Below are 12687 nucleotides of genomic sequence, written 5' to 3'. Positions count from 1 at the left end.
ATGTACTTTTTCTTTTGTACAAAAGAAAAAAGTACTAAAAAGAAAACCTGCGGCTAAGTGCTGCGGCTACCTCGGCTCGTGCTTCTACTTAAGTTTATGCAAGCCGCAACAGCCCTGATGCCGCGTGAAGAATAAGGTGTTCTGCCTGTGTTTACATTTATTAGAACTTTCTCTGTCAACCTTCAGATACAACCGTTCCGCTTTAAACTTTTACCTTTCAACTCTTAATTAAACAACCATCTTAAATCTTTGATGTTGCCTACGTTGCTGAAACCGGCATCATACACAGGTACAACCTGGCTTTCTGTCACAAAACCCAGCACCAGGGCTATACCTTTAGGTAAAGTGAGGGTATTTGTGCCGGCTTTAAAGCTATAGGTATGTATGCTTACAGATGGCTGCCCGGGAATCAATATGCCATTAGACAGCTTTACATCGGCCTGGCCATAATCATTGGCGCTGGCATCAATTTCCAACTGGGGGGCCAAGGCGTAGCGCCAAGTATCAGGATTAATAAAACCTCCTTTGTTGAAATAGCCTACCAGTACTTTAACCGGTTGTGCGTTATTAAACTTAATAGCGGTGCCTTCTTTGAATTGCTTGGTACGATCCAGCTGTACGCCTTTTAGGCCTTGCAGTTCTTTGGCAAATTCAGTTATAGTGGCGGCCGTATCTGCAAATGGCCGGGCACCGGCGCCAATGGTGTAGGTGCCAGCTCCACCGCTTATAAGGTTTATCTGTGCGTTTACCAACGCTGTTTGCTGTCCCTTCTTTGCTTTAGACTCCGGCGATTTCAATGAGTCAATATTCTTTTTGAAATTAGCCAATTCCTGCTCATAAACGGGCAGCAGTTCGGCCCAGGTTTTCATTTTACCATCAGTACCCGGTACCGGGATTTTACGCTGGCGGGTTTGCATACTGTTGGCGTACAAGTAGCTATCCTTGGTCAGTTTAACGAGTTCTCTGAAATGGTTTAAGCTCAGCTCCATATCGGGCAGGGCTTTGTCCAGATCAGTTACATCGTCAGAATATTTGTACCTCAGGATAGATATAGCTGCCCGTATTTTATGCGAATAGCTGTTAGCCATGGCATTGTAGCAGTACATATCATTTTTAAGTCTGCTAAACTCTTCTTTATCTTTAGTAACGCCCGGCGAAGCCTGCTCTATAGCATCTACTGACTTTTTGCCATAGGTTACAATGTTGTTCAATACATCCATGGGCGTTTCGCCACGGTGAGGCTCGTGTTTCCACTCTTTTTCGGCATACTGACTCAGTATCTCTCCTTCTGGCGCTTCAGACTCGTACAACAAGCTAAACAAACCAAATTTTTCGGGATTGGTAAATTGTGCCATTAGCATACCCAAAGTCATAGTTTGGCGGTTACCATCGGTAATACCTACTCTGCGTAGTATCTGCGGCGATATTTCGCCCGATTCTTCATAAGCCTTCAAGATTTGCCCACCTTGTGCTTGCGTACATCCAAATTTAGCAGCCAGTTGAGCCGACCAGTATTTAACCTCTTCAGAACGACTGCGGTGACAATTCCAGGCATAACGGGCCCATTCTTTGTACCATATCCAGTCGCGGTCTATTTGGATCAAACGCTCGTCGCGTTTATCGGCCGAGTACGGCCAATCCCAATAGGAAGCCTGCGGGTACAGGTGCAGGCCGTTAGCTTCATAAACGTTATGCATGGCCAGCACACTTTTTTGTATAAAATCGGCCGAACCATAGCGAAAAGGCTCGAGGTTGGCTAAAATGTGTACGTTCTCAATTTGTACGGTGCCAATGCGGCTCAGGGTGCGGTGCAGATCGGCCCAGGCACCATGAGGTGTGTAGGTGGTTAAAGCCTCGCCATTAAATTTAGCCTCGGTATACAAATTTTTATAAAGTGGGAGCGCCGCTTTCATCACCGCCGGTGCATCGGTATCATGCGCCCGCAAAACGATGGGTGGTTCTTCGGTTTTGCCTAAGGCTTTTAACCCGTCTTTTACACCAGGAATGATGGTTTTAGTAAACCAATCAATATCATCCTGCCCTACGCCTTCCATAGCTTCGCCCAAGGCCACCATTAAGCCTACGTTTGGATATTTTTGAACAAAGGCTGCGATAGACTTGCGGGTATAATCGGCAATGATGGGAACAATAGGGCGGTTACGATCCTGCGTTTTGAGGTTGTTTTTAACAGCGAATGGTTTGGAGACGATGATGTTGTAGAACATTTGTATCACCCAAATACCCCGCTTATCGGCCTCATCGGTCAGGAACTTATACATTTCCTCGTTCTTCTTAAACGTAGCCTCATCAACCTCAACTGCATACGGATACTCTTTTACCCTTACCAGTGAGGCAAACGGATGACCGTTCCACAAGTACAGGGCATTCATGCGGTTTTGTGCCAGTGTATCCAGGTAACGCAACCACAAAGCTTTATCATAAAACCAAGGAAAGTTTTCGGGCGTGTAAGGATATTCGTAAGTACCGCGCCCTTCTAACAGAACGGGCTTTTGCACGCCTACGCAAGCACCACGCATGACCATCTCGGGTTGGTCGGTTAGGCTTAAAGCAGCAGGCATTCCGCCTTGCTTTGCAATACGCTCGGCCAGTTCCATACAACCATATAACACACCCGAATTATCGGTGCCTGCTACCACGACGGTATTTTTGCCGGTGTTGATAGCAAACCCTTCTTTACCCGGCTTACGCGAAATTTTAAGCTTGTATTTTGTTAAGCTGTTTTTTATCAATACATCCTGCAAACGGCCAATTACAACGGTAGCCGAAGCAGTAGTTGGCATCTGGTGAACAGTTTTAACCTGGTAACCATTGGCCGATAATGCTTTAGCCAGTTTTGCAGCGCCGAACGTGATACGTACATGTGAACCGGCCGGCGTTACGATGGTTACTGCTTTAGGTGCTGCAACGTTAATTTTTGCCATACCTGCATTACCTATCAGCAAGCACAAAACGCCTGCAAAAAAGCCCTGGAGTATTTTAGTCATATCAGTTATATCAAAAACGACTTTAGCTGCTATGCTATAGGCTAAATAATTAACGCTATATAACTGACTTTAATTACAGTTTAACAAACAGACTGAAAGTTTACTATTGGTTATTTTATCAGGTTCAAATCTATGGGTACAGCTCAAAGTTTTTGTATAGCATTTTTTCATGCTATTGTACCATTTTATCTTTACTAAGCGCCGGCAAGGGCAGTTTCACCACAATATGTTTTAACTCACTGCTCTTTGAAATCTCTTTACCATCGGCGTAAACAAAGAAGCCTTTTCCCTGATGGTACTTCTCACCCGTCTTATCCCAGCGGATGGTAATCAGTCTGCCGCGGTAGTTCACTTTATCTAGGGCAAACCAATCCCACTGGTTAGGCGGCAACAGCGGATAAACTTCCAGCTTTTCATCATCACGTGGTTTTAAGCCAATTAAATTACTGATAATCAGATCGGCAAAGCCGGAGTGATTATAGTAGCTGCTGCGCGGGTTATCGCCTTTTAGCCATTCGCCATTTTTTTCATCCTGGTACTCGCCCAGGTATGGCAAGCCACGCTTAGTGTGCGATGCGGCATACTTGTGCAGTTCGTTATAGAACACTTTGGTAGACATGCCATCCTTATTCTTATAACTCGTTAACAAACTTGCCAGCCCTTTAAGCGTTTGCGTGGTTGCAAAAGGCCATACCGCGCCGTCCCATTCACAGCCATGTCCTGAACCATGCGTACGGAACCCAGGGTGCCTGCGCTCGGCCGTGGTAATGCCCCAGGGTGCGTTAAAGCCTTTCTCGTCGGTTAACTGCTCCCACTGTTCAGCGTATTTTGCTTTATCATCGGGCAGGTTAAAATACCATGGAATGTAACCCAATTCTTCCCGGGCATCGGCCAGTTGGTTCTTGGCTACTTGTTTTACTTTGAAGAAATTTGCCTTATTATCCCACAAAGTATCCTGAACAAGCTTTTTTAATAGCTTGGCTTTAGCTGCATATTTTTTCTTCAGGGTATCATTGCCGGCTAAATCGGCCATTTTGGAGAGTGCTACTGCGTTGCCATACATATAGCTGTTTATTGTGGGACGGATATTTTTATCCTTACGGCCACCGCTTATGGATTCCTCCATGGCGTCGCGTACATCAAATTGCCAGAACATTTGGTTAGGCAGTTGTTTTTCGGCTTCCCATTGGCGGTAGTCGGCATCCAGCGTGGGCAGTAATTTTTGCACCCAGTTTTTGTTGCCTTTTACCAGGTAATAGTTGTACACGGCATCCTGCAACCAACTGCTAAAGGCATGCAGGTGGGGCTTTGGTGTTTTGGGATCTACATACAACCAAAAATTAATATACTCATTGATGAATTGCGGATTACGCAGCCAGCGCCCTTCGTAAATGTGATGACCTAATGCACTACTGATGGTATTGTATTTACCAGCATGGTTCATCGGGGTTATAAACTCGGTGAAGATAAAGCCCTCGGGTGTTTGCTTTAAATGTTTACGAAAGGTCCACCAGCGGTAGTAGTAAATCTTCTCGATGGTACTATCCGGGCACTCAAACAGCGGCACATTTTGCGATAACCAGCCAAAAGCGTTATCGTTGGTTACATAGTTCTTTACCGTCTCGGTATCAATTTTATTAAACTCGGTAACGTAAAACTTCAACTTATCGGTGCTTAATCCAAGCTTGGTTTGCGCCTGGGTTGAGATTGCCGTAAAGGTTAGTAAGAGGTAAATAAATAACTTCTTCATTTATATTGTTTATAATGGTCTTCGCTCACGAACTGACCTTACGTCATTGCGAGGCGCGAAGCAAATTTCTGCGAAGGATAGTCTTACTTGTGCTGTTAACTTCAGTTGGTGCTTCGTTTACTTTGTTCAGTGCTATAAACTCACTTCGTCTGCTCATTCGCCGCAGCGGCTGTTACTTTGCCATAGCCACAAAGTAACCAAAAGGCCTAGCCAACACAATCCCTGCCAGCGCTACAGGCCATACTCCTGGCCGGGTGCGTTGGCAGCCCCACGCTTCTTTAATTTACTAATTCTTTTGTTTCTTGGCTCTCCCTATAAGTCCTTCGGCTTTCCTCACTAAATCCTCCCTCACCTCATTCATTCACAATCATAGCTTTTATCACCTGCGTTTCGGGTAACAGCCAGCTTTCAAATTCTTGTTTCACTTCGTCGAAATTAACGCGGTGAGTGATATAAGTTTTAGGGTCTACCAGTCCTTGTTTCATGCTAGCTACTACGTGCTCAAAGTCCTGACGGGTAGCGTTACGGCTGCTCATCAGGGTAGATTCGCGCTTGTGAAACTCTGGGTGATTAAAGCTGAATGCTTCTTTTTGCAACCCAATCAATACATAACGGCCGCCATGTGCCAGGTAATCAATACCGCCGTTTATGGCTTTCAGGTTGCCGGTTGCATCTACCACTACCGAAGCCATATCGCCGTTTGTAATGGCCCGTAATTGCTCAATCGCGTTACCTTCAAGCGGGTTAATGGTGTGCTGTATGCCCAGCTTGTTTTCACAAAAGTTAAGACGATCATTACTTACATCCATAGCAATTACATTGCCCCCTGCTATACGGGCAAATTCTATAGTGCCCAAACCAATCGGCCCGGCTCCTATTACCAGCACAAATTCGCCCGGCTCAACCATGGCCCTACGGATACCATGCGCACCTATGGCCAAAGGCTCAACCAGTGCCAGCTCGTCATAAGTTAATCCTTCGCCGTGTACCAGCGCGTAAGATGGTACTTGCAGATACTCTACCATGCCGCCATCAGCATGCACACCGCAAACTTGTATATTTACGCAGCAGTTAGGTTTGCCCGAACGACAGGCCACGCAAACGCCGCAATTAAAATAAGGAATAAAGGTTAGTGCCTCACCTACCTCAAAGCCCGGTGCATTATCAAACTCCACCAACTCGCCCGATAGCTCATGACCCAAAATACGGGGGTAACTAAAGAAGGGCTGGGTGCCGCGGTAGGCATGCAAATCGGTACCGCAAATACCTATGCGCTTTATTTTGATAATGGCATGATCGGGTTTAAGCTGGGGTTTCTCCACCTCGCCATAATCGAACGTGCCAGGGGTAGTACAGGTTAATATTTTCATCTTTTCTTTCTACTCTTCCAAATTATAAAACTTTATGGCGTTGCCTCCCCAAAACAAGGCCTTTTCGTGGTCACTTAATGATTCGGTATGATGCTTTACCATTTTAACCACGCGGTTGTAGCCACCGGCCACCATGCACACGGGCCAGTCTGACCCAAACATTACTCTTTCAACGCCAAAGGCATCAAATACAATATCCAGGTAGGGCTTAAAATCTTCTTCCTCCCAACCGTACCAATTAGCTTCAGTTACCATACCCGATACCTTGCAGTAAACGTTGGTATATTGTGCCACCTTTCGTATGGCTTTTTCCCACTCTGCAACCTCCTGGTTTTTAATATCGGGCTTGGCAATATGGTCTATCACAAAGCGCTGGTTTGGAAACTTAGCCACAAACTCGGCCGTATAGTCCAACTGGTCTGGAAAGATTAGTATGTCATAAGTAAAATCATACTTACCGAGCAAACCAATTCCTTTTAAAAACTCGGGCCGCAGCATAAAATCGCGCTGTGGTTCGCCTTGTAACACATGCCTGAACCCTACCATCTTGTCGCGCAAACTGTAGTACTTCAGCCGCTCTTCTACATCTTCGGCCTGCAAATCAACCCAACCCACCACACCTTTTATGAAAGGGTTTACGGCAGCCAGATTAAGCAAGAAATCGTTTTCCTTTTCGGTTTGGCTGGCCTGTACGGCTATGCATCCCTCAATTTGATTGTGCATGAGGATGTGCATCAAATCCTGCGGCAGAAAGTCGCGGCGAATGGTATCCATTTCTTCCGTAATCCAGCTGTCTCTTACCGGGTCAAATTTCCAGAAGTGCTGATGAGCATCAAGTCTATACATGGTAGTTATGGTTTATAACCCTGTTTGGGGCAGGACTTATAAATGGCATTTTTCAAATAGATTAAAAATAACCAGAATAAAATTTGCTGTAATTGTCTGTTTTTTATAGGATGTTGCCATTAACAGAAAACTTACATGTGCCAACAGGATAATTGTTGGCATAAATAACCACAATTAAATCTTAATTGTCAAGATAGCGGACCAAAAAACTATGCTCCTAGTGCGCTTAATTAGCACTACTGCTTGGCAATACCTTGGCTTTAATATTTATAATACGGCGGTTAATTTTGCCCCTATGGATAAGGGATTTGATTTTGATATGCATTTTTTTGCCAATACACCGATCAAACCAAATAATACACTTCGAAATCGGTGGAAAAAAGCTAAAATAAAATAGCCCCTGGCGCTTGACCAGGGGCTATTTTATTTTACAGTAAATCTTTTATTTTACAAAGACACGCCTCTTTTCCATGGAATGAAATCATCCTGACCATGGCGTACAGCACATACTTCAACCTCGCCACTGGCTACTTTTACTACGTAATCCAGTATGCGTTCTCCGGCTTGTTCAATCGTCTCTTCGCCTTCAATAATGGTACCTGTGTTAAGGTCAATGATGTCGCTCATTTTATTATACAGGTTGGTATTGGTAGCAATTTTAACTACCGGCGTAATGGGGTTACCGGTTGGTGTACCTAAGCCCGTAGTAAATAATACAACGTTGGCACCAGAGCCTACTTCGGCAGTGGTACTTTCCACATCGTTACCCGGTGTACACAACAGGTTTAAACCTGGTTTAACCACTTTTTCAGGATAATCCAATACATCTACCACTGGCGAAGTACCACCTTTTTTGGCTGCACCTGCAGATTTGATTGCATCGGTAATTAAACCATCTTTAATATTACCTGGTGATGGGTTCATATCAAAGCCTGAACCTACCTCTTCGGCGCGTTGGGCGTAGGTACGCACCAGGCTTACAAAGCGGTTTGCATCTTCTTCCTCTACACAACGGTCAATCAGGTTTTGCTCCACGCCACACAGTTCCGGAAACTCGGCCAAAATAACCGAACCACCTAAAGCCACCAGCAAATCTGATGTATAGCCTATAGCCGGGTTAGCAGATATGCCCGAAAAACCATCAGAACCACCGCACTCTAAGCCAATAGTTAGCTTGCTTAATGGCGCAGGCTGACGAGTGTACTGATTGGCATGAATTAAGCCCGCCATCGTCTTGCGCAGGGCCTGGTCAATAATGTCAGACTCTTTACCAATTGTTTGCTGATCTAAGATGTACAACGGCTTATCAAACATAGGAGAGCGTTTTTCGATCTCACGTTGTAAGATACTTACTTGTGCATTTTGGCAGCCTAGGCTAAGCACGGTTGCTCCGGCTACGTTAGGGTGCGTAATGTAACCTGCCAGCAGGCCGCATAAAGTTTCAGCATCCTGACGGATACCGCCGCAGCCACCTGTATGGGTTAAAAACTTAATACCATCAACATTAGGGAAAACTTTCGCTTCGCGATCTAAACCGTCGCCGCTTTCAATCTCGGTGAATAATACTTCTTCGATACCGCCACCTGCTTTTACTTTGTTAATGAGTTGCAGCGCCTTGGTTTCGTATGTTTTTTTGCGGCCATATCCCAGTGGTTTTACCAAAGCCTCCTGTAAAACTTCGAGATTACGATTTTCGCAGAATACCATAGGTATAACCAGCCAGTAATTTGCGGTACCAACGCTGCCATCAGAACGATGATAACCTTTAAAAGTACGCCCCTGCCATTCGCTTACATTAGGTTGTTGCCAGCTGGTGTGCTTACTCTCGGTAGACATACCGTTAGCCGCATGTTTAATATTGCTGGTGGTAAGTAAGCCTCCCGACGCTATATCAAACTGAGCCTTACCTACCAGTACGCCATACATGATAATGCTGTCGCCAGCCTTAATCTCATGAATAGCCACCTTATGTTTGGCAGGTATCATTTGTATAGTGGTAAAAGTATCCTGGCCGTAAGTTATTACGTCGCCAGCTGGTATGTCAGTCAAGGCAACCAACACATTATCATCGGGGTGTATTTTTAATATCGTCTGTTTCATCAGAATCGCTTCCTGTTTAAACTGTTGCTTCTTTTAATAAAATATCTTGTGTTCCGTTTGCTACTATCTGCTGTAACTGATTTAATACGGCTTCTTTAAACCCTTTCAACTGCGTTAAATCGGCATCCCAAAGGTTTTTATCAGCCAGTAAGGTGTAGGCTACATCATGCAATTCGGTCTTTTGCCATGCATTGTAAAATACCTCAGCCTGGCTATCGGTAATTGTATAATCCTTACCATTAACATTGCCGACAAACTTTCCTTCGGCATTCTTTTCCGATTTCATAAACCTTAGGAAGGCGGCAAAGCCAAAAGTAAACAAAGCTGGCGCATTATCATGAGATTGGTAGTGATTTAACAATAACGGCATCACACGCATTTTTATTTTAGACGAATATTGTGCCGAAATGCTGATCCACTGATGCTCAATATAAGGATTACGGAACCTGTCAAGCACTTTGCCTGCAAAATCGGCCGCAGTATCATGATCAACGTCATATGGGATAGCCGGGGCAATTTCCCTAAGCATTAACTGGGTAATAAAGTTAGAAAAGGCAGCATCGTCCATTGCCTCCTTGACAGTTCTGAAGCCTGACAAAAAGGCAACAGCACAACTCAAGGTATGCGTACCGTTCAACAAGCGCAATTTCAGCTCGCGGAAAATCTCAATATTTGGAACAATTACCACGCCTTTATCAACCTGGGCAAATGAAAGTACATTTTTGATATGCTCATCACCCTCAATAGCCCAAAGCGAGTATACTTCAGATACCGTGCGCAGATCATCCTGATAACCGCTTTTGCTCTCCAGCTCGGCAGCTAATTTAGCATCAGGCTTACCGGGTACAATACGATCAACCAATGAGTTGCAGAAATGGTTATGCTCCTCCAACCAATCCATGAAGGCGGGCTCCAGCTTGTTCAGGTGGGCCAGCTCCAGCACAATGGCTTCCAGCTTTTTGCCGTTATCAACAATTAGTTCGGTTGGCACTATCACTAAACCGCTATCGGCGCTACCTTTAAAGGTCTGGTAACGCTCGTATAAAATGGCCAGCAACTTGCCTGGAAAAGATACCGGCGGATGTTTACGGATATCATCCTGCACCAACTGTATACCTACCTCGGTAGTATTGGAAATTACGATTTGCAGGTCAGGACTTTGAGCCACTTTGAGGATGCTATCCCAGTCGGTACCGGCTGATAGTACCCGGCTGATCGCAGAGCATACTATCTGTTCGTCAACACCCTCGCCATTCTCAATGCCTTTGATGTACAAGGTATATAAGCTGTCCTGGCGGTCAAAATCGGTAGCTGAACCTGTATCAGTTGATTTAACTACCACCGCACGGCCGTTAAATACGCCGGCGCGATTGGCTTTATCTATGTAATAATCGGGCAAACCGCGCAACAGCACGCCTGTACCAAATTGCAATACTCTTTCGGGCAGTTCAAATACTTCTTCTGCAGGCAATACCAACTCTGGTACGCTTATCTTGTTCAAATTATATCGGGATAATATCATATGCTTTTTACTTAACGCCGTTCTTTTTTGCCCATGCCGGGTATTGTTTGTCTAATATTTTTTTAGGCCACACGCCATACCATGCATAGCCGCCTCTGCGCTCCTGCTCTATTTCAGTAAGGTTATATCTCTTTTCGCTGTTACGGCCTGAAAAGAAAGGCTTGTTGGTACCAATTTCATAATAACGTGCCCAAATAACTGATGAAGAATCGGGTACAACTACACCATCCTTTTTACCAGGGTTTGCTGCATCTGGCACGTGATCAAAACGGATACCTTTTAATTTCACGTCATCAAACCACTCAACGGCGCCTTTAATGGCAGCCTTTATTTCGGTTGATGGCGAAGGCAACTGCATGAGAAATTGCACAATAGCGGCAGATTCGGACGAGGCCAACCCAACCAGTTCGAACTTGCGGGCCATTACAGGCTGCAGTGTGCGGTGGTCATATTGCTGGTTCCAGGCGGTTAGTTTGCCGTTTACTTTAATCTGGGTTTTTAAAATGCAATCAATGCCTCTTTTTACCGCGTTAGCAGCCGGCGCTACCAATGATGCATCAATTACATCAAAACCATTTTTGCGGTTGGCCACGTTGTACATAATTTCCATTACGTTCATCATGGCGTTATCGTTGTAAGTGATCTGCGCACGGTATAAAGCGCTATCGGGGTAATATTGCGGCCATCCGCCATTAGCGTACTGAGCCTTCAGCAGATAACGGATTCCCTTTTCGGCCGATTGGAGGTAGGCTTTGTTGTTGGTTTGTTTATAGGCACCAACCAGGTAAGTAATTTCTTTGTAAGTGGCGCTGTTATCAATAGTGGCATCAATACGGCCGGCATCTTTCAGGGTGGCAGCTTTCTGTGCATCGGTTAGCACTTTGTTATAATCTACCTTTACTTCGGCTACTGCTTTTGGCCAGCCGCCAACACTACGCTGGTATACCAGCATATTTTCGGCTATAGGGTCGGTTTGTGCTGTTTGAGCTTGCGTTGTATAGGTAAAACCCAACAGCATAACCAAGGTTAATATTTTTATATAAATCTTCATTTTGTTACTTAATTAAGCATCGGGTTCCATTGCTGGTCAAGCGCCCATTGCGCATTGATCTGACTAGCAACCGGTGCTGTTTTAGCCTTGTTTAAATTATTGGCAAACCAGGCAAAATCGCCGCCTGTACGGTGACAATTGTAGTAATATACCCGCTCGCCCCATTTTACACCAGTTGAACTGGCCGCCTGAAAAACAGGCGCGTTGGCCATGGTAGCCGCAAATGAGCAGTTAATTAAATAAAACTGCGATTCGCGGTGGTAGCGGCCCAGTTTAAAGCCTTCATCACCTTTAAATGTGCAGTTTACCAACACAGTCTTTTGATCGGGATTTCCGGAACCATCGTGCCATATAGCGGCCTCTTTACTATGACATATAAAGGTACAGCCCTCGGCATAGGCCCAGCCGCGCGGGCAGTAAAAATCAACGCCGCCTTCCATAGTGCAGTCTTTAAAATAGAACAAGCCGCTGGCAGCATTCCATGGACTTACGGTGTCGCCACCCAAAGCGCGAAACGTACAGTTAAGCACTTTTAGCCGGGTAGTTTGGAAAGAACGCAGGGCCATCTGATGACCAGTATTTTTTACCGCTTTTTGCGTAGCCGGTTCGCTACCCACCTGGCAGCTCACTATGGTATCTGCCTTGTGATGGAAGCCGTAACCATTAATAACCGACAGATTTTGCAGGGTAATATCGCTACCGCGCAAATTCATAGTGGCCACCCCCCAATCATCAGCGTTACCCTGACAGCGCCATATATCGCGTGCAATGTCCTGGGTTATTACCACGCCTTTTTCGCTTTCGCCTTTTAGTACAATGTGATTTTTGGTAATGAACAGCTTTTCGTTATATGTGCCGTTCTTTATCAAGATCACCCTATCGGCCGTTGCCGAATCCGGTAAACTGTTAATGGCGGCCTGAATAGTTTTAAATTGGCCTTTGCCTGCAGCATCTACCACCACAGGCAGCTTAGCCTTTGGCTGGCCAAAGCTGTGAGCTATGCCCATAGCCAGTAAACCTATTATAAATGCCAGCTGCTTCAT

At 45.2% G+C, this 12687-nt stretch carries 8 protein-coding genes; all 8 read right to left on the bottom strand.

Annotated elements, in window-relative coordinates; translation table 11 throughout:
* Nucleotides 1-224 precede the first annotated feature (224 nt).
* Nucleotides 225-3005 (bottom strand): alpha-glucuronidase family glycosyl hydrolase, encoded by a 2781-nt coding sequence (locus ABDD95_RS04090; RefSeq protein ID WP_345950630.1) that lies wholly within the window; start codon nucleotides 3003-3005, stop codon nucleotides 225-227.
* Between the two features lie 172 nt (nucleotides 3006-3177).
* Complete coding sequence (locus ABDD95_RS04085) at nucleotides 3178-4755, bottom strand: glycosyl hydrolase family 65 protein (RefSeq protein WP_345950629.1); 1578 nt, start codon at nucleotides 4753-4755, stop codon at nucleotides 3178-3180.
* A 353-nt stretch (nucleotides 4756-5108) separates the two neighbouring features.
* On the bottom strand, nucleotides 5109-6125 hold the full coding sequence (locus tag ABDD95_RS04080) for a zinc-binding alcohol dehydrogenase family protein (RefSeq protein ID WP_345950628.1): 1017 nt from the start codon (nucleotides 6123-6125) through the stop codon (nucleotides 5109-5111).
* 9 nt (nucleotides 6126-6134) lie between these two features.
* The gene (locus ABDD95_RS04075) at nucleotides 6135-6971 is read right to left on the bottom strand and encodes an amidohydrolase family protein (protein WP_345950627.1); all 837 of its coding nucleotides are present in this window, start codon (nucleotides 6969-6971) and stop codon (nucleotides 6135-6137) included.
* Between the two features lie 447 nt (nucleotides 6972-7418).
* Nucleotides 7419-9071: an altronate dehydratase family protein gene (locus tag ABDD95_RS04070; RefSeq protein WP_345950626.1), complete on the bottom strand. Its 1653-nt coding sequence runs from the start codon at nucleotides 9069-9071 to the stop codon at nucleotides 7419-7421.
* A 16-nt stretch (nucleotides 9072-9087) separates the two neighbouring features.
* Nucleotides 9088-10572: a tagaturonate reductase gene (locus ABDD95_RS04065; RefSeq protein WP_345950625.1), complete on the bottom strand. Its 1485-nt coding sequence runs from the start codon at nucleotides 10570-10572 to the stop codon at nucleotides 9088-9090.
* A 28-nt stretch (nucleotides 10573-10600) separates the two neighbouring features.
* Nucleotides 10601-11644 carry a pectate lyase gene (gene pelA / locus ABDD95_RS04060; RefSeq protein WP_345950624.1) on the bottom strand — a complete coding sequence of 348 codons (1044 nt, stop codon included), beginning with the start codon at nucleotides 11642-11644 and terminating at the stop codon, nucleotides 10601-10603.
* An 8-nt stretch (nucleotides 11645-11652) separates the two neighbouring features.
* Nucleotides 11653-12687, bottom strand: a complete 1035-nt coding sequence (locus tag ABDD95_RS04055) for a pectinesterase family protein (RefSeq protein WP_345950623.1) — start codon at nucleotides 12685-12687, stop codon at nucleotides 11653-11655.

It is taken from the genome of Mucilaginibacter sp. PAMB04274, from assembly GCF_039634385.2.
Taxonomy (GTDB): Bacteria; Bacteroidota; Bacteroidia; order Sphingobacteriales; family Sphingobacteriaceae; genus Mucilaginibacter.
The sequence above is the reverse complement of the archived record's forward strand: the minus strand, read 5'-3'. Positions and strand labels throughout refer to the sequence as shown.

Bases quoted from the DNA above. Each gene is read 5' to 3' on its own strand.
- ABDD95_RS04085 (WP_345950629.1), bottom strand. From the start codon at position 4,755: ATGAAGAAGTTATTTATTTACCTCTTACTAACCTTTACGGCAATCTCA.
- ABDD95_RS04070 (WP_345950626.1), bottom strand. From the start codon at position 9,071: ATGAAACAGACGATATTAAAAATACACCCCGATGATAATGTGTTGGTT.
- ABDD95_RS04075 (WP_345950627.1), bottom strand. From the start codon at position 6,971: ATGTATAGACTTGATGCTCATCAGCACTTCTGGAAATTTGACCCGGTA.
- pelA (WP_345950624.1), bottom strand. From the start codon at position 11,644: ATGAAGATTTATATAAAAATATTAACCTTGGTTATGCTGTTGGGTTTT.
- ABDD95_RS04055 (WP_345950623.1), bottom strand. From the start codon at position 12,687: ATGAAGCAGCTGGCATTTATAATAGGTTTACTGGCTATGGGCATAGCT.
- ABDD95_RS04090 (WP_345950630.1), bottom strand. From the start codon at position 3,005: ATGACTAAAATACTCCAGGGCTTTTTTGCAGGCGTTTTGTGCTTGCTG.
- ABDD95_RS04080 (WP_345950628.1), bottom strand. From the start codon at position 6,125: ATGAAAATATTAACCTGTACTACCCCTGGCACGTTCGATTATGGCGAG.